Source organism: Bacillus sp. 11C (assembly GCF_055486375.1).
In genome coordinates this window covers 12,842-28,916 of record NZ_JBUPVZ010000007.1, presented here as the reverse complement: position 1 = coordinate 28,916, position 16,075 = coordinate 12,842, and the positions used below count along the sequence as shown (strand labels likewise).

At 45.3% G+C, this 16,075-nt stretch carries 18 protein-coding genes, 1 riboswitch and 1 other annotated feature; of the genes, 14 read left to right on the top strand and 4 right to left on the bottom strand.

Features of this window, described 5'->3' with window-relative positions; all coding sequences use genetic code 11:
* Positions 1-43 precede the first annotated feature (43 nt).
* Positions 44-904: a dimethylarginine dimethylaminohydrolase family protein gene (locus tag ACY3LV_RS11470; protein ID WP_148963816.1), complete on the bottom strand. Its 861-nt coding sequence runs from the start codon at positions 902-904 to the stop codon at positions 44-46.
* 185 nt (positions 905-1,089) lie between these two features.
* Between ACY3LV_RS11470 and ACY3LV_RS11465 the strand changes: the two genes are divergently transcribed.
* From ACY3LV_RS11465 to ACY3LV_RS11415, 11 genes are all read left to right on the top strand, one after another.
* Entirely contained in the window at positions 1,090-1,608 is a 519-nt protein-coding gene (locus tag ACY3LV_RS11465) for an acyl-CoA thioesterase (protein ID WP_087991041.1), read from the top strand.
* Between the two features lie 244 nt (positions 1,609-1,852).
* Positions 1,853-3,052, top strand: coding sequence for an NO-inducible flavohemoprotein (gene hmpA / locus ACY3LV_RS11460; protein WP_333560570.1), 1,200 nt, complete (start codon positions 1,853-1,855; stop codon positions 3,050-3,052).
* A 215-nt stretch (positions 3,053-3,267) separates the two neighbouring features.
* Positions 3,268-3,999, top strand: a complete 732-nt coding sequence (locus tag ACY3LV_RS11455; protein WP_464863813.1) for a DUF421 domain-containing protein — start codon at positions 3,268-3,270, stop codon at positions 3,997-3,999.
* 90 nt (positions 4,000-4,089) lie between these two features.
* On the top strand, positions 4,090-4,617 hold the full coding sequence (locus ACY3LV_RS11450) for a DinB family protein (RefSeq protein WP_464863812.1): 528 nt from the start codon (positions 4,090-4,092) through the stop codon (positions 4,615-4,617).
* The gene (locus ACY3LV_RS11445; RefSeq protein WP_333560568.1) at positions 4,607-5,122 is read left to right on the top strand and encodes a GNAT family N-acetyltransferase; all 516 of its coding nucleotides are present in this window, start codon (positions 4,607-4,609) and stop codon (positions 5,120-5,122) included. The genes ACY3LV_RS11450 and ACY3LV_RS11445 overlap by 11 nt, the downstream gene beginning before the upstream one ends.
* 32 nt (positions 5,123-5,154) lie before the next feature.
* Positions 5,155-5,266: riboswitch (guanidine-I (ykkC/yxkD leader) on the top strand.
* 76 nt (positions 5,267-5,342) lie between these two features.
* On the top strand, positions 5,343-5,681 hold the full coding sequence (locus tag ACY3LV_RS11440; RefSeq protein ID WP_333560567.1) for an SMR family transporter: 339 nt from the start codon (positions 5,343-5,345) through the stop codon (positions 5,679-5,681).
* Positions 5,681-5,998 carry a multidrug efflux SMR transporter subunit YkkD gene (gene ykkD, locus ACY3LV_RS11435; protein ID WP_003218500.1) on the top strand — a complete coding sequence of 106 codons (318 nt, stop codon included), beginning with the start codon at positions 5,681-5,683 and terminating at the stop codon, positions 5,996-5,998. Before ACY3LV_RS11440 ends, ykkD begins: the two co-directional genes overlap by 1 nt.
* Positions 5,999-6,068: 70 nt before the next feature.
* Positions 6,069-6,971: a formyltetrahydrofolate deformylase gene (gene purU, locus ACY3LV_RS11430; protein ID WP_202328577.1), complete on the top strand. Its 903-nt coding sequence runs from the start codon at positions 6,069-6,071 to the stop codon at positions 6,969-6,971.
* 85 nt (positions 6,972-7,056) lie between these two features.
* Positions 7,057-7,267: a binding site (T-box leader), on the top strand.
* Between the two features lie 63 nt (positions 7,268-7,330).
* Positions 7,331-8,428, top strand: a complete 1,098-nt coding sequence (gene proB, locus ACY3LV_RS11425; RefSeq protein ID WP_333517785.1) for a glutamate 5-kinase — start codon at positions 7,331-7,333, stop codon at positions 8,426-8,428.
* 11 nt (positions 8,429-8,439) lie between these two features.
* Complete coding sequence (proA, locus tag ACY3LV_RS11420) at positions 8,440-9,687, top strand: glutamate-5-semialdehyde dehydrogenase (protein WP_148963809.1); 1,248 nt, start codon at positions 8,440-8,442, stop codon at positions 9,685-9,687.
* Between the two features lie 131 nt (positions 9,688-9,818).
* Positions 9,819-10,244 (top strand): organic hydroperoxide resistance protein, encoded by a 426-nt coding sequence (locus ACY3LV_RS11415; RefSeq protein WP_087990938.1) that lies wholly within the window; start codon positions 9,819-9,821, stop codon positions 10,242-10,244.
* 32 nt (positions 10,245-10,276) lie between these two features.
* On the opposite strand, the gene ohrR is transcribed toward ACY3LV_RS11415, so the two are convergent.
* Positions 10,277-10,720, bottom strand: coding sequence for an organic hydroperoxide resistance transcriptional regulator OhrR (gene ohrR / locus ACY3LV_RS11410; RefSeq protein WP_087990939.1), 444 nt, complete (start codon positions 10,718-10,720; stop codon positions 10,277-10,279).
* A gap of 141 nt (positions 10,721-10,861) precedes the next feature.
* Here ohrR and ACY3LV_RS11405 point away from each other — a divergent pair, with 141 nt between their 5' ends.
* Together ACY3LV_RS11405 and ACY3LV_RS11400 are read left to right on the top strand one after the other, a co-directional pair.
* Positions 10,862-11,272 carry an organic hydroperoxide resistance protein gene (locus ACY3LV_RS11405; RefSeq protein WP_333560565.1) on the top strand — a complete coding sequence of 137 codons (411 nt, stop codon included), beginning with the start codon at positions 10,862-10,864 and terminating at the stop codon, positions 11,270-11,272.
* Between the two features lie 125 nt (positions 11,273-11,397).
* Positions 11,398-12,501, top strand: coding sequence for a glycosyltransferase family 2 protein (locus tag ACY3LV_RS11400; protein ID WP_464863811.1), 1,104 nt, complete (start codon positions 11,398-11,400; stop codon positions 12,499-12,501).
* Positions 12,502-12,505: 4 nt separating this feature from the next.
* Here ACY3LV_RS11400 and guaD read toward each other — a convergent pair whose 3' ends face one another.
* The gene (guaD, locus tag ACY3LV_RS11395; RefSeq protein WP_464863810.1) at positions 12,506-12,976 is read right to left on the bottom strand and encodes a guanine deaminase; all 471 of its coding nucleotides are present in this window, start codon (positions 12,974-12,976) and stop codon (positions 12,506-12,508) included.
* A gap of 135 nt (positions 12,977-13,111) precedes the next feature.
* Here guaD and ACY3LV_RS11390 point away from each other — a divergent pair, with 135 nt between their 5' ends.
* Positions 13,112-13,738 (top strand): histidine phosphatase family protein, encoded by a 627-nt coding sequence (locus ACY3LV_RS11390; RefSeq protein WP_464863809.1) that lies wholly within the window; start codon positions 13,112-13,114, stop codon positions 13,736-13,738.
* A 42-nt stretch (positions 13,739-13,780) separates the two neighbouring features.
* Here the strand turns inward: ACY3LV_RS11390 and metE are convergent, their stop codons facing one another.
* On the bottom strand, positions 13,781-16,069 hold the full coding sequence (gene metE / locus ACY3LV_RS11385; protein ID WP_464863808.1) for a 5-methyltetrahydropteroyltriglutamate--homocysteine S-methyltransferase: 2,289 nt from the start codon (positions 16,067-16,069) through the stop codon (positions 13,781-13,783).
* Between the last annotated feature and the right edge of the window lie 6 nt (positions 16,070-16,075).

Here is a 16,075-nt window from a genome sequence, read left to right as displayed (position 1 = left end):
TGATAAAATAAGCTGTTCAAAACTTGAAAAAGGGGAATATTGATCATTCGCCGCGCATCAGCGGCATCGTACAGCACCGGAAGGAACCGCCTGATTTAATAATTTCTGTAAGGTCGATTTCAATGATGTGATAGCCTCTATTCGATAACTGCTGATTGACATGGCGGTTGCAAGGAAGGGTAATAATCGTTTTTCTCCCGATTGAAAGGACGTTGGTACCAAGTGTAAATTGTTCATCCTCGGGCACTTCAATGAGATCATAGCGTTTTGCCAGCATTTCAACTTCCTCTGGCTCAAGGGCTTTTGGATAAATTAACGCTTCGCTTTCAGATACGATGTTAAATACGCAGTCCAAATGCAAATATTTTTCATGCAGGTGAACGGGAACGACTGTATAGTCAGGAAGCGCCTCTTCCAGCTGACCGATGGCTGACATATCCGTGCGCTGGCTGATTCCGACGTAGACGATCTCACCATCGACAATGACATCACCGCCTTCAATGCTTGTATGAAGCATGTGGGTGTAAGGAATGCCTTGAGTGTGAAAAAACTCTTTTATAATAGCTTCTTCCCCTTGGCGAATCGGTTCCGTCATGCTCGAGAGGAAGGCTTTTTCTCCGATGACAAATCCGATGTCCCGGGTAAAGACCTGCTCGGGGAGTCCGTCGCGGACAGGTAAAAGGATGACGTCGATGTTGTGTGACCTGAGTGCTTCAATAAAGCGGCTGTGCTGATCTGTAGCGGTTTTCACATGAATATTGTCATCTTCAAAATGTTTTTGTGTTTCGTTTATGACATCTTTTATCGTCATATGCTCCGGTCTGCATAAAATGACTTTCTCAAGTGCGCCGTATTCCGTTCGGCATACCGTTTTGCGCTGATGTTTCGGGATGGATACGTCCATTTGGTTCTCCTCCTGACCGTATGAAGAATACATGTATTATTCCCTCATCATGAAAATCATTAAACGTGTTGGAAAGTAAATCTGACAGACCATTTTAAATTTTAGACAAATGGCAGAGAATATTGTTTAATAGGAGAATATGAGTGTATGTAGCTAAACGATCAGACATCAAAGGGGAGAAAGATATGGAAACACCGGAAACAAGATTTTGTAAAGAGTCAAAGGTTGTAAAAACCAGCAGGGTGTTCCCGCTTGATACGAACAACCATAACACGCTGTTTGGCGGAAAATTAATGAGTTACATTGACGACATTGCTTCAATTTCCGCGGCGCGCCATTGCAGACGTGAAACAGTAACCGCTTCGATGGACTCAGTGGATTTTCTGAAGCCGATCGGCCAAAAGGAGTCTGTCTGCTTAGAGTCATATGTGACATGGGTCGGCACATCGTCCATGGAGGTGTTTGTAAAAGTCATTAAGGAGCACCTGATGACTGGCGAACGGGAACTCGCCGCGACATCCTTTTTGACATTTGTCGCATTGGATTCAAATGGCAAGCCGGTGCCTGTACCGAGAGTTGTACCGGAAACAGAAGAAGAAATCATGCTGCATAATACGGCGGTTCAGCGCGCCAATGAACGAAAAAACCGCAAAAAGCACAGCCAGGCCCTTGCAAATGCGCTCGGAACTGAAAGGCCTTGGTAAATGTTAAACCCAAGACATATGTTGTTTTGGGTTTTTTGTGCTTTGCACCTTTCTTATGGTGATCATTACAAGGGTTAGTCCGTTTTTGCTAGGGGATTCTATAAAAAAGCAACAATTGTCACGATAAATTGAAAATCTTGTGACAACTTTATTAAAGATTCATTTTAGATATATCTTTTATCTGCGAGATCTTGTATCTTAAAGATATATTTTAAATACATCTTTTGAAAGGATTGTTTATGAAATGTTAGATAATAAAACAATCGAAATCATTAAAAGCACTGTACCCGTATTACAACAGCATGGAGAAGCCATCACTGGCCGTTTTTACGATCTGATGTTCCAAGGCCATCCAGAGCTTCTGAACATTTTTAATCAAACAAACCAAAAGAAAAAAACACAGCGCACTGCCCTTGCAAATGCCGTTATTGCAGCTGCAGCAAATATTGACCAGCTCGGAAATATCATTCCGGTCGTCAAACAAATCGGCCACAAACACCGCAGTATCGGAATCAAGGCTGAACATTATCCGATCGTCGGCAAATACTTGCTGATTGCGATTAAAGATGTTCTGGGAGACGCTGCGACACCTGACATTATGCAGGCATGGGAGAAAGCGTACGGAGTAATCGCTGACGCGTTCATCGGAATTGAAAAAGAAATGTATGAGCGGGCAGAGGATCAAGCCGGCGGCTGGAAGGAGTATAAGCCATTTGTCATCGCAAAAAAAGAGCACGAAAGCAAAGAAATTACATCCTTCTATTTGAAGCCGGAAGACGGCAAGCCGTTACCTGAATTTCAAGCGGGGCAGTATATCAGCATCAAAGTGCGGATTCCTGATGCTGAATATACGCAAATCCGTCAATACAGCCTGTCTGATATGCCGAGAAAAGACTATTATCGAATCTCAGTGAAGAAAGACGGTGCCGTGTCTTCGTATTTACACGATGGACTGCATGAGGGAGATTCAATAGAGATCAGCGCACCGGCGGGGGACTTTGTTTTAGATCCTTCATCACAAAAAGATCTTGTTCTAATCAGTGCCGGAGTTGGCATAACACCAATGATCAGCATGCTGAAAACGTCTGTTTCCAAGCAGCCTGAACGGCAGATTCTTTTCATTCATGCCGCGAAAAACAGTGAATACCACGCATTGCGCCATGAGGTGGAAGAAGCGGCAAACCATGCTTCTGTCAAAACCGCATTTGTGTATCGCGAGGCGACAGAGCAAGATCGTGCAGGTGACCTTCTGTTTCATGAAGGACAGATTGATCAACAGTTCCTCAAACAACTGATTATCAATACAGATGCGGATTATTATATTTGCGGTTCACCGTCATTTATTACGGCGATGCATCAGCTTGTGTCAAAACTAGGATCAGCGCCGGAGTCAATCCATTACGAGCTGTTTGGCCCGCAATTAAGTTTGGCGCAATCCGTTTGAGCACCCCGCGAAACTCTTCTCACTAAGAGAAGAGTTTTTTTATCATGGTAGTAGTGGCAGAGAGGCGACTGTTTCTGCATCCGACGATACTGACTCCCCGCCGCCAGAGATATTCGCCTAGCCTATTTAAGGCCGGATAAAAGGGTATGATGCATAGAGGATCTGCTTCAGGGAACAATAGGCTCAATATAACGAGCGGATGGAGGTAAAGATCAGTGTTATGGATGGTATGGGCATTTTTACTGAAGCCAGTTATCGTATTTTCGATTGCGTATATTCTGTTTCGGCTTGCCGGTAAAAAAGCCGTGTCACAAATGAACAATTTTGATCTGCTTTTGACCTTCGCGATTGGTACGATTATCAGTGAACCGATTCTTACATCCAAGCTGCCAATGTCGATTTATTACGCGGGCGCTTTTTTGGTGCTTTATCTCCTGATGACCAAACTCTCCCTTTCTAATAAATGGAGATGGTTGCTTGTCGTAAGCCCGACAGTCTTAATCCGAAACGGAGATATTGATGAACAGGGATTGCGCAAAGAAAGGCTGACTGTTAATGAACTGCTCGGAAAGCTGAGGGAAAAGGGCTATGCGAATCCAGCTGATATTGATCTTGCCATCATAGAAGAAACGGGAGAAGTAAGCGTCATTCCAAAAGAGGAAGCGAGAGCGGTGCAGGTGCGGGATTTGAATATGGAAGCTGAACGGAATTTTATCCCGATTCCACTCATACTGGATGGCGAAATTCTTGACCATAATTTGAAGTACCTCCAAAAAAACCGATCCTGGCTGTTTGAGCAGCTTGAAGAAAAAGGGTACAGCCCCAAACTGCTGTCCTCGATCACACTAGGCACGATGAATGCCCATGGCGATATCTCGCTTGATTTGAATTCCTCAAATGAATCGCAGCATGATCCTTATTTATATAAACCGGGAAATAACAATTGAGATTGCTCTCTGTTTTTAACGAGAGCTTTTTCTTTTTTAAAGGGAATTTTTGTTTGGTGTCAAATGTACCTAGTTAGGGGGGAACTGGACATGAAGGACTTATCCATTAGAAACGACATGGCGCCGACGGTCAGTCTGCTGTATTCCGCAGTGGAAGAAAACAGTCTCTGTCTGGCTTCTATTGTAAGGCACATGACATACAGTGAACTATATTATAAGGGGTGCTGCCAAACAAAAAACAGCACAGCTCAGCTTTTGTGCCATATCGCAACTGTTGATATCAGATGGGTCTGGCGTATCAAGGAGAACCGAATACCGGATCATATTGAACAGACATACGGCCCGATGACAGATGAAAACGGACGGCTGCCTGAACCGGAGAATCAGCCCCGATTAGATGAACTCCTGAAAAGACATCGGCATGTCGTAAACGAGCTGAAATCGGTATGTTACACCTTAACTGAAAATGATTTGCATCAGCCGCTTTCTTACGATGGTGACACCGCGACCATACGGTGGGGCATTTGGCATATGGCGGATCATAACCGCTATCATCAAGCCCATATTGAAGCCCTCAAAAAAGAATGGAAGCAGGATATGGTGAAATATGAGCGCTAAAACGAAGCTTGTGACCGATCGAATGCGTTTGCGCTGTATGGAAGATCAGGATCAAGCCTCTTTGTTTGAGCTATTTAACGATCCTGACGTCATGAAATATTATTCCGGCTTAAAAGATAAAAGGCAAACCCGCGAGTGGATCAATTGGAACAAGAGAAATGAAAAAGGGTACGGCGTCAGTCTGTGGATCGCCGAAGATAAGCGGACAGGGGACTTTTTGGGGCAATGCGGCATTGTTCCTCAGCAGATCGAAAATCAAACCGTAATGGAAATCGGCTATATGTTTGCCCGCCGCCACTGGGGGAACGGCTATGCGCAAGAAGCGGCTAAAGCCTGCATGGATTACGGCTTCAACGAGCGGCAATTCGGCAAAATAACGGCTTTGATTGACCCTGACAATAAAGCGTCCGTACGGGTAGCGGAGAAAATAGGCATGCTGCACGATAGAACGATCAGAAAATGGAATAAACCGATCGCAGTATATGAAAGAAAATCTTCCAATTGAAAGATAGAGCTGAGTTTAGTATCATGATGTCAGGTAAAGTTTTCTAGGGTTCCGCATGTCAATGGACATGGACTGGTCCGAGAGAAAACACATACGCGTAAATAGAAGCGCGTATGCACACGGAGGGAAAAAAGCCCGGGAGAGTCAATCTCATGTGAGACGACTGTCCGGGTTTTTTTTGTTTTCGGATAATCTTAATAGATAGAAAGGAATGACTGAAATGAAATGGGGATTAGTCGTGCTTGCCGCTGTTTTCGAGGTGGTTTGGGTGGTAGGCTTAAAGCACGCTGACTCAGCCTTAACATGGAGCGGCACTGCCGCCGGCATTATAGTCAGCTTTTATCTTTTAATGAAAGCGACAAACAGTCTGCCTGTCGGAACCGTGTACGCTGTCTTTACCGGGCTCGGCACGACAGGAACAGTGCTGAGTGAAATGATACTGTTTCATGAACCGATTGGCTGGCCGAAGCTTTTGTTAATTGGCGTGCTCCTAGTCGGTGTGATCGGATTGAAGCTTGTGACACCGGATGAGACAGAGGAAAAAGGAGGCGAGGCATAATGCTGCACTGGATCAGTTTATTGTGCGCGGGCTGTTTGGAGATGGCCGGCGTGGCCCTTATGAATCAATATGCGAAAGAAAAAAGCGTGAAGTGGGTGCTGTTGATCATTGTTGGTTTTGCCGCTTCATTTTCCTTGCTGTCGTATGCAATGGAGACTATTCCAATGGGCACGGCTTACGCTGTCTGGACAGGCATTGGCACAGCCGGCGGAGCGCTTGTCGGCATCCTTTTTTACAAGGAGCCGAAAGACGCCAAACGGATCTTTTTTATCGCTTTGATTTTATGTTCAGCGGTTGGTTTAAAAATTCTGTCATAAATTGATTTTTATCAAATCTTCAGTATAATGGATAAATAGTTTAGACTTACAAAGATAAGAGGGATTATTCATGAAATCATATATGACCCAGCGGTTAAACGAATACCGTGACGGAAATGAGGATAAAGGGCGTCTTTTGGTGAGCTGTCCCGATCAGCCGGGTATCGTCTCGGCGGTTTCCGCGTTTTTATTTGAACACGGCGCCAATATTATAGAATCCAACCAATATACGACAGACCCTGAAGGTGGCCGGTTCTTCCTGAGAATCGAATTCGACTGCGCGGACATTCGCGAGAAAAAAGAAACACTGCAGGAGGCGTTTGCCTCTACAGCGGAAAACTTCGACATGACATGGAGCTTAACATTGGCAAGCGAGCTGAAGCGTGTCGCCATTTTTGTTTCAAAGGAACTTCACTGTCTGCATGAGCTGATTTGGGAATGGCAAACCGGCAACCTGATGGCGGAAATTGCTGTTGTCATCAGCAACCATGAGGATGCGAGAGAGCTGGTAGAGCGGCTGAACATTCCATTCCACTATATGAAAGCGAACAAGGACATCAGAGCGGAAGTCGAAAAGAAGCAGCTTGAGCTGCTTGAGCAATACGAGATTGACGTAATTGTTCTCGCTCGCTATATGCAGATCTTAACACCTGACTTTGTTTCGGCTCATCCGAATCGCATCATCAATATCCACCATTCGTTCCTGCCTGCTTTTATCGGTGCGAATCCGTACAAACGGGCTTACGAGCGCGGCGTGAAACTGATCGGAGCGACATCTCACTATGTCACAAATGATCTTGACGAAGGGCCGATCATTGAACAGGATATTGAGCGTGTGGACCACCGGGACAATGCGGAAGCGCTGAAAAACATCGGCAGAACAATTGAACGCAGCGTGCTTGCGCGTGCTGTGAAATGGCATTTGGAAGACCGCGTTATCGTTCATGAAAATAAAACAATCGTCTTTAACTAGACTGAAAAATGCCCGCGCTATGCGGGCATTTTTTGGTGGCGAAAACTTGACAAGAGACTTTTTTCTTTGCATAATATAAAAAAATCATTGAGCGTTGAAGAGGATTAGTAAGCAGACCTTTCTGTGACAGAGAGCAAAATGAATCGCTGAAACATTTTGCCGCATGAAACCTGCCGAACCTGCCTTGGAGTCTTAGGGGGAAAACCTAGGCGCATAACCTGGCGTTACAGGAGAGCGGAGCGTGCATAAGCACGTTCAATCAAGGTGGCACCACGGAAACCCATTTCGTCCTTATGAATCAGGATCGAATGGGTTTTTTTATTGTAAGTTGGCTGGCGAAGAGCCTCGGAGGAGAATAAATGAAAAAACAAAGAATAGTAGTGAAAATAGGAAGCAGTTCGCTCACGAATAGCAACGGAAGCATTGATGAGGCGAAAATCAGAGAGCATGTTCAGGCTATTTCCCTGTTGAAGAAAGCGGGACATGAAATGATTCTGATTACCTCGGGAGCCGTAGCGGCGGGGTTTTTCAGCCTCGGTTATCCGTCCCGCCCCGTTACCATTAAAGGAAAACAGGCGGCGGCCGCGGTCGGACAAACACTGTTAATGCAGCAATATATGAATCAATTCAAACAATACTCACTGACTCCGGGACAGATCCTTTTAACGAGAAATGATTTTTCGAAAAGAGAACGGTATCGAAACGCGTATGCAACGATTATGGAATTACTGGAGCGCGGCGTCATTCCGATTATCAATGAAAACGACTCTACATCTGTTGAAGAATTGACATTCGGGGATAATGACATGCTTTCTGCGTTAGTCAGCGGATTGATTCATGCGGACCAGCTCATGATTCTCACTGATATCAACGGTCTGTATGATGCCAATCCGAATGAAAATCCTGAGGCGAAACGATTTGATGATTTGCCTGAGATCACGCCCGAATTGCTGGGGTATGCCGGTTCAGCCGGATCAAAGGTCGGCACCGGCGGTATGAAATCAAAGCTGTTAGCCGCACAAACCGCGCTGTCTCTTGGCGTGAAAGTGTTCATTGGAACAGGCAGCGGAGAGCAAAAGCTTGCGGACATTTTGGACGGCAGGGGAGATGGCACTTATATCGGAGACAAAGAACTGTCCTCAGTTAACAACACGAGACAGTGGATTCAGTTCCACTCGCCAATAGCAGGAGAAATCGTGATTGATGCGGGTGCCGAGGAGGCGATGATCCATAACGGAAGCAGTCTGTTGCCGGCTGGCGTAGTGGGCGTAAATGGAAGTTTTCCAAAAGGGGCGGTCGTAGAAGTCCGGGGGCCGGGCGGCGTGATCGGAAAAGGCCAAACGCATTACTCCTCCGAGGAGATTGTGGCGGCCAAAGGCAAACGCAGTGATGAACTTGATTTTGAGAAAACGTTTGAGGTGATCCACAGGAATGACTGGGTCAATTTAAAAGACTAGGAGGCGGAAAAATGAGTGAAGTTTCTGTAAAAGCGAAGCTGGCAAACGAAGCAGCAGCGGAACTGATCATGAAAACAACGGCTGAAAAAAATGAGGCGCTCAGCCTCATTGCAAACGGGCTCCGACATGAAAAGGACTTTCTCTTAGCCGAAAATGCGAAAGACATTGAGAACGGAAAGAACAATGGCTTAACATCTGATATCATTGATCGCCTGACACTGGATGAGAAACGCATTCGTGATATAGCGGATGCAGTAGAGCTTTTAATTGATTTGGCAGATCCGGTCGGTGAATCACTTGAAACGATTGAAAAGGAGAACGGCCTGCTTATCGAAAAAATCCGTGTTCCGCTTGGTGTGGTCGGAATGATCTATGAAGCGAGACCGAACGTTACAGTCGACGCGGCAACCCTCTGCTTAAAAACGGGAAACGCGGTTGTCCTGCGGGGAAGCTCCTCAGCCATACACAGCAACAAAGCCCTCGTCAGTGTCATTCACAGAGCGCTTGAGCAGTCTCCGCTTCCAATTGACGCCGTACAGCTGATTGAGGATACGAGCAGAGAAACGGCAAAAGAACTCTTTACGTTAAATGATGGCTTAGACGTATTAATCCCGCGCGGAGGCAAAAAGCTGATCGATCTCGTTGTGAGAGAATCAACAGTGCCTGTGTTAGAAACCGGAGCAGGAAACTGCCACATTTTCATTGACGAGACAGCCAAACCGCAAATGGCGGAAAAGGTTGTTGTAAATGCCAAAACGCAGCGCCCTTCTGTGTGTAATGCAATTGAATCATTGCTGATTCACAAGGCGTGGGCGGAGAAGCACGGGAAAGAATTGCTTGCCCAACTGGAAAAAGCGGGAGTTGACATTCGCGGTGATGAATTTGTGTGTGAACTTCATCCTTCAAGCAAACAAGCGTCGGAAGAAGATTGGGAGACAGAATTTTTAGCGCCTGTCCTCAGCATAAAGACGATTGACAATGTCCAAGAAGCTGTGAAGCATATCCAACAATACGGCACCAATCATTCAGAAGCGATTTTAACTGAAGATGATAAGAATGCGGTTTATTTTCAAACGGCTGTCGACGCTGCTGCGGTCTATCATAATGCGTCAACCCGTTTTACCGACGGCTTTGAATTTGGCTACGGAGCTGAAATCGGCATCAGTACGCAAAAGCTACATGCAAGAGGGCCGATGGGGCTTCCTGCACTGACTTCTACTAAATACGTTATTAAAGGAACAGGGCAAATCCGCGAATAGCGGGAGCAAAGTTCAATGATAAAGCTTATCTCACACCGGGATAAGCTTTTTTTGTGCGCTGAAAAATTGACACTGTAAATTAGATTGTCTACAATTAAATTGTATAAAATATATACTTGGGGGAATGGAAAATGAGCCAGCCATTATTTACAGCTACTGTTTCAGCGGTAGGAGGAAGAGAAGGAAAGGTAATTTCATCAGACCGCGTTCTTGAGCTTGATGTCGCAATGCCGGGGACACCGAGAGCAAATAAATTAGAAAAAGCGACAAATCCGGAGCAGCTGTTTGCAGCAGGTTACGCAGCTTGCTTTGACAGCGCGCTGCAGCTGGTAGCAAGAACAGAACGAGTGAAAGTGGAAACAGAGGTTACAGCGCATGTCAGCCTGTTAAAGGATGAAGCGGATCAAGGCTACAAGCTGGGTGTGACGCTTCAGGTGAAAGGAAAAGGAATCAGTGCATCAGAATTACAGGCACTTGTGCAAAAAGCGCACGGCGTCTGCCCGTATTCAAAAGCAACTTCCGGAAATATCGATGTTACGCTTGAAGTAGCTGAATAAACGAAAAAGAGGATGCCTCATAAAAGGCATCCTCAATTTTTTTGATGAAGTGTTTCCAGCAATGTATATAGAGCGGATTTTAACAGTTTCAGTTCCTCCCCGGACTGCTTTGAGAGCCCCAGGATCGTTCCCGGAATGTCAGCCGCTTTTTCTTTTAATAACGCTCCGTCTTCTGTCAGGCTGATCAGCACGGACCGCTCATCCTCTTCAGACCTTTTTCTTGTAATCAAATCCTGCTGTTCCATTCGCTTTAGCATCGGAGTGAGCGTCCCCGAATCTAAATATAGCAGCTCACCCATTTTTTTGACAGTAAGCGTTTCGTGTTCCCATAACAATAGCAAGGCCAAATATTGAGGGTACGTCACATTCAGCTTGTCAAGCAGCGGCTTGTATTGCTTTGTCATTTCCCGCGAACTTGCATATAGCAAAAAACAAAGCTGATTCTCCAATTTCATATGGTCAAATTCATTTTCCATCTTGTTCACCAACTCTTTCCGTCATTCCATTCTATTGTATCTGAAAAATGCTACTTTTCCTATTCTCGGCAAACCTAGCATGTTTAAAAAGTTCAGAATGGGAAATATAACAACTAGATCGAAATAAGGAGGATGAGAATGATGGCACTATTTACAGCAAAAGCAACCGCTCGCGGCGGACGGGCAGGACATATTACATCAGATGACGGTGTTCTTGATTTTGATATTGTCATGCCTAATGCAAAAAAAGAAGGACAAACCGGCACAAACCCGGAACAGCTCTTTGCGGCAGGATATGCTGCGTGCTTCGGCGGCGCGCTCGAACACGTGGCCAAAGAGCAAAATATTACCATTGATTCCGAAATTGAAGGTCAGGTCAGCCTTATGAAGGATGAGAGCGACGACGGGTTTAAAATCGGCGTCACACTTGTGGTGAACACGAAAGATTTGGATCGGGACAAGGCAGAGGAGCTTGTTAATGCTGCTCATGAATTCTGTCCTTATTCAAAGGCTACGAGAGGAAATATTGAGGTAACGTTAGAATTAAAATAATGACCGGCATCCTGAGGATTCTCAGGATGTTTTTTTTATGCGGAAGCATGCGAGGCGGGCATGAACTTTTTGAAGTGTGAATACATGTAGTATAGGTGAATTCAGACTAGAGAAAAGGTGAGTACATGAAAAGACCAAAGCTGTCCGTCTGTATGATTGTGAAAAATGAAGAACGCCATATCGCCCGCTGTTTAGAGAGTGTGCAGTATATGGCTGATGAAATCATTGTGGTTGATACGGGATCAAGCGATCGGACGGAAGACATTTGCAAAAGCTTTCATGCCCAAGTGTATCATCATATATGGGAACAGAACTTTTCACAAGCGAGAAATATTAGTTTACAGCATGCCAAGGGAGAGTGGATATTGATCTTGGATGCCGACGAAGAACTAGACCCGGAAACGGGCAGCCTATTGCCTTCGCTGCTGACTGACAGCCTGCCGTCTCTCGGTTGCGTGAAGGTCGTGAATTATACAGGAAAGCAATGGGTTGAAAATGAAGCGTTTGAACAAAGGCAGATCAGGCTGATCCGGAATCAGCGAAACATAACATTTACGGGAAGTATCGGCGAGAGACCTGAGGGAGAAGAAGCAAGCAGCACTTTCTCGCTGCCATGTATCATTCACCATTACGGCTATTTAGAGCAGGAGGCACAGCAAAAGCATCAACGCAACATAAGTTTATTAAATGCAGAATTGCTGACATCCTCTGCTGAGCCGTCTCTCATTTGTCAGAAAGCAGCTGAGTATGACAGAGGAAACAAAACTGATAAAGCCTTCCGGCAGGCAATGGATTGTATCAATGAATGTAAAAGAAAAAAACAAATTCCGCCGCCAGCTAGCTATTATGTAAAGGTTAAATTATTAATTGAAGCAGAACGGTACGAAGAAGCGGAACAGGATATCCATGAAGCGCTGGGGCATTATCCGGATTACTGCACCCTTCACTATTATAAAGGAATCATTATGTACCAGCTTAAAAAAGTCAGAGAAGCGATCACAGCGTTTGAGGCTTGCCTGCAAACCGGTAGTGAACATCATCTGTACGTACAGGTGAGGGGAGCAGCCGATTTTAGATCAAGCTGCTGGCTCGGTGTCTGCCATGCTGAATTGCGTCAGCATATGACTGCTGTTTTGTATTTGCAAAAAGCGCTGAAAGCAAACCCGAAGTGCGCACGGGCGCAGCGGCTTCTCAGCGAATTAACCAAGGATCAGGCCGCACATGCCTGATCCTTTAATATTCTTTTTTATTGTCAAAAGCAAGCCATGCCTGAAACGGGGATAAATGCTCCGTCAGAGTCACTTGATAACAGGGGATTGTTCTTTCTTCAGCAGGTTTATGAATTTCTTTATAAATGAATGAATCATCAAATCCAGCTTCGGCGGCGTCTGTATGCTCCGCTGCATAGAAAACGGCTTTCGGCCGGGCCCAGTAGATGGCGCCCAAGCACATGGGGCATGGCTCGCAGCTCGTATACAAAATGCAGTCATCAAGCTGGTATGTTCCAAGCGCCTTGCAGGCGTTTCGAATAGCCGTCACTTCCGCGTGGGCAGTCGGATCATTGCTTGTTGTGACGTTGTTCTGCCCCTTGGCAATAATGGCTCCGTCTTTCACAATAACAGCACCGAAAGGCCCGCCAATTCCTGCGTTCACTCCTTCGCGAGCAAGGTCGACAGCCCGTTTTAAGAACGTTTCATGATTCATCCTAAACCCTCCTGTCAATTGAGTGTTATCAGTATAGCCGAAAAGAAGTCAAAAGAACATTCTCAAAAATGTGCAAAATAAACAAAATATTTGGGGGATTTGCTAAGATAAGAGGAGAAAAGTGGAGGGGTGATCATGCTGCATTTATATATTGCCAGGCACGGACAGACTCAATGGAATGTGGAAAAACGGATGCAGGGCTGGCTGGATTCTGATTTAACAGAACTTGGTCTCTACAACGCCCGTGCTCTTGGGGAGCGTCTGAAGGATATTGAATTGAATCAGGTATACATCAGCCCGAGCAAACGGACAGAAGAGACGGCAAAAACTATACTGGGATCGCGTCGGCCCCCGTTGGTTAAAGATCATATGTTCAGAGAAATGTCACTAGGCTCATGGGAAGGAAAAAAACAAGAGGATATTGAAAGAAGCGAACCTGATCTTTTTCATGCTTATTTACATCATCCCGAAGCTTATCGCCAGCCGGGATGTGAAACATTCTTTGATCTTGAAAGCCGGGTAAGGCTTGCTCTCCAAACGATTTTAGACAGTCATTCTGCCGGTAATGTTCTTTTGGTTACCCATTCTGTTTTTATATTAATGCTGTTAAATATCATTAAGAGAAGACGCATTAATGACATATGGAATTCTGCTTACATACATGATACATCATTGAGTCTTGTGGAATTTGATAAAAATGGAGCAGCCAAAATAGTAGTAGAAGGGGATGGGAAGCATCGGAAACCGATTTCCGCTTTCTAATAGAAAAAACCATCTGCCAAAGGCAGATGGTTTCTATCTTACTTATACAAGCTGTGTTTGTTTAGCTCTTGCCTGCTTCGCTGCCTCAACCATATTTTTCAAGGCTGCGACCGTTTCTTCCTGTTGTCTTGTTTTCAATCCGCAGTCTGGATTTACCCAGAAGCGGTCAGTCGGACAGACGGCAAGCGCATCCACGATAATGTCGTACATTTCTTCAATTGACGGCACCCGAGGGCTGTGAATGTCATATACACCAAGGCCGAGCCCTTTCAAATACGGATGGTTTTTTAAGTAATCTAAAAATCCTCCGTGGCTTCTGCTGTGTTCGATTGTAATCACATCGGCATCAAGATCATTGATCGTATCGACGATGTCTTCGAAGTTGCTGTAGCACATATGTGTATGAATTTGCGTCTCGTTTTTCACGGAAGAAGTGGTTAATCTGAATGCTTCAGCCGCCCAAGTCAAATACTCATCCCAATCGCGGGTTTTCAATGGAAGGCCTTCTCGCAGCGATGGCTCATCGACTTGAATGATTTGAATGCCTGCGTCCTCAAGCGCTTTTACTTCTTTGCGAAGGGCGAGCCCGATTTGGAAGGCGATATCTTTTCTCGAAATGTCGTTTCGAGGGAAAGACCAGTTCAAGATTGTAACTGGGCCGGTCAGCATTCCTTTCACATGCTTGGATGTCAATGACTGTGCATATAACGTGTCTTTCACTGTCATCGGTTCAATAAATTCAACATCTCCGTAAATGACTGGCGGGCGGACACAGCGTGAGCCGTATGATTGAACCCATGCGTATTTTGTGAAGGCAAAGCCGGCCAGCTTCTCACCGAAGTATTCGACCATGTCTGTCCGTTCAAATTCACCGTGAACAAGGACATCAAGTTCCAATTCTTCCTGAATATCAATCCATCGTTTTGTTTCTGCATTGATAAAGTTTTGATACTGTTCATCAGACCACTCATTTTTCCGCCATTTTTGGCGTGCGCTCCGCACTTCAGCAGACTGCGGGAAGCTTCCGATCGTAGTCGTCGGCAAAAGCGGAAGGCCAAGAGATTCATTTTGCAGGGCTAAACGTTCTTCAAACGGAATCGGGCGTTTGAAGTCTTTATCGGTTAATTGCTCAAGCTCTTTCTTCTGTTCGGAATTCGCGCCTGTTGCAAACTGTTTGAGCGCCTGAATATCCGTTTTAGCCTGCTGAATGTGTTCGCTGATCGCCGCTTTTCCTGATACTAAGCCTTCTTTCAAAGCTGTCAGCTCAGCTAGTTTTTCTTTTGCGTATGATAATCCGTTCAGCAGATCCTTTTCCAAATGCTCGTCAGGGTGCTTCGCTACCGGAACGTGCAGCAGGCTGCTGGAAGGCTGAATCCACAGTTCATCCACTTTTGCAATGCTGAGAATATCAAGAACGGCATCGAGACGTTCTTCGAGATCCGCTTTCCAAATGTTGCGTCCGTCGATAACGCCAGCTGCCAGCACTTTGTCTGCTGGAAAGCCGTGTGTTTTCAGCTGTTCCAGGTTTCTGCCTTTATCGTGAACGAAATCAAGGCCAATTCCCTGTACTGGGTAAGAGATCAGCTCTTCGTAAGCATCAACAGAATCAAAATACGTTTGCAACAGCACATTCAAGGATGAAAGTTCACTTGTGATGTTTTCGAATAATTCTTTTGCACCGCGGACATCTTCGCTAGAGGCTGTAACAAGCGCCGGCTCATCGATTTGAACCCATTGTACGCCTTCTTCTTCAAGTTCTTTCAAAAGCTGTACATATAACGGCACAAGACGTTTTTGGATCGCTTTTGCTTCAGACGGTTCATAGCCTTTAGCAAGCGTAACGAACGTATAAGGGCCGACAATCACAGGTTTTGTTTCAACGCCGTATTCCTGTTTGATCCGGCGGTAGTCTGTGAGCTGTTTGTTTCTTGTCAGGCGGAATTCAATGCTTTCGTCATATTCAGGAACGATGTAATGGTAATTTGTATTAAACCATTTTGTCATTTCACTAGATACGGCGTCTTTTATTCCGCGGGCGATAGCGAAGTATGTATCGGTAGCGTCAGTCAAATGTCTGAATCGTTTCGGAATCCAGTTGAAGCTGATTGCTGTGTCGAGTACATGGTCATACTGTGTGAAATCAGAAACAGGCACAACATCAATCTGCTGGTCGATTTGTGTTTTTACTGCGGATAAAAAGAGGTCGTCGATTTGCTTTAAAAACGTATCTTTATCAGTGCTGCCTTTCCAATACGCTTCAAGCGCTTTTTTCCATTCTCTGTTCAGTCCGATTCTTGGAAATCCTAAATTCGATGTTTTGATGGTTGTCATTGTTTC

What these genes read in the sequence shown, in the direction of transcription:
- ACY3LV_RS11470 (WP_148963816.1), bottom strand. Translation starts at nt 904, where the DNA reads ATGGACGTATCCATCCCGAAACATCAGCGCAAAACGGTATGCCGAACG.
- ACY3LV_RS11465 (WP_087991041.1), top strand. Translation starts at nt 1,090, where the DNA reads ATGGAAACACCGGAAACAAGATTTTGTAAAGAGTCAAAGGTTGTAAAA.
- hmpA (WP_333560570.1), top strand. Translation starts at nt 1,853, where the DNA reads ATGTTAGATAATAAAACAATCGAAATCATTAAAAGCACTGTACCCGTA.
- ACY3LV_RS11450 (WP_464863812.1), top strand. Translation starts at nt 4,090, where the DNA reads ATGAAGGACTTATCCATTAGAAACGACATGGCGCCGACGGTCAGTCTG.
- ACY3LV_RS11445 (WP_333560568.1), top strand. Translation starts at nt 4,607, where the DNA reads ATGAGCGCTAAAACGAAGCTTGTGACCGATCGAATGCGTTTGCGCTGT.
- ACY3LV_RS11440 (WP_333560567.1), top strand. Translation starts at nt 5,343, where the DNA reads ATGAAATGGGGATTAGTCGTGCTTGCCGCTGTTTTCGAGGTGGTTTGG.
- ykkD (WP_003218500.1), top strand. Translation starts at nt 5,681, where the DNA reads ATGCTGCACTGGATCAGTTTATTGTGCGCGGGCTGTTTGGAGATGGCC.
- purU (WP_202328577.1), top strand. Translation starts at nt 6,069, where the DNA reads ATGAAATCATATATGACCCAGCGGTTAAACGAATACCGTGACGGAAAT.
- proB (WP_333517785.1), top strand. Translation starts at nt 7,331, where the DNA reads ATGAAAAAACAAAGAATAGTAGTGAAAATAGGAAGCAGTTCGCTCACG.
- proA (WP_148963809.1), top strand. Translation starts at nt 8,440, where the DNA reads ATGAGTGAAGTTTCTGTAAAAGCGAAGCTGGCAAACGAAGCAGCAGCG.
- ACY3LV_RS11415 (WP_087990938.1), top strand. Translation starts at nt 9,819, where the DNA reads ATGAGCCAGCCATTATTTACAGCTACTGTTTCAGCGGTAGGAGGAAGA.
- ohrR (WP_087990939.1), bottom strand. Translation starts at nt 10,720, where the DNA reads ATGGAAAATGAATTTGACCATATGAAATTGGAGAATCAGCTTTGTTTT.
- ACY3LV_RS11405 (WP_333560565.1), top strand. Translation starts at nt 10,862, where the DNA reads ATGGCACTATTTACAGCAAAAGCAACCGCTCGCGGCGGACGGGCAGGA.
- ACY3LV_RS11400 (WP_464863811.1), top strand. Translation starts at nt 11,398, where the DNA reads ATGAAAAGACCAAAGCTGTCCGTCTGTATGATTGTGAAAAATGAAGAA.
- guaD (WP_464863810.1), bottom strand. Translation starts at nt 12,976, where the DNA reads ATGAATCATGAAACGTTCTTAAAACGGGCTGTCGACCTTGCTCGCGAA.
- ACY3LV_RS11390 (WP_464863809.1), top strand. Translation starts at nt 13,112, where the DNA reads ATGCTGCATTTATATATTGCCAGGCACGGACAGACTCAATGGAATGTG.
- metE (WP_464863808.1), bottom strand. Translation starts at nt 16,069, where the DNA reads ATGACAACCATCAAAACATCGAATTTAGGATTTCCAAGAATCGGACTG.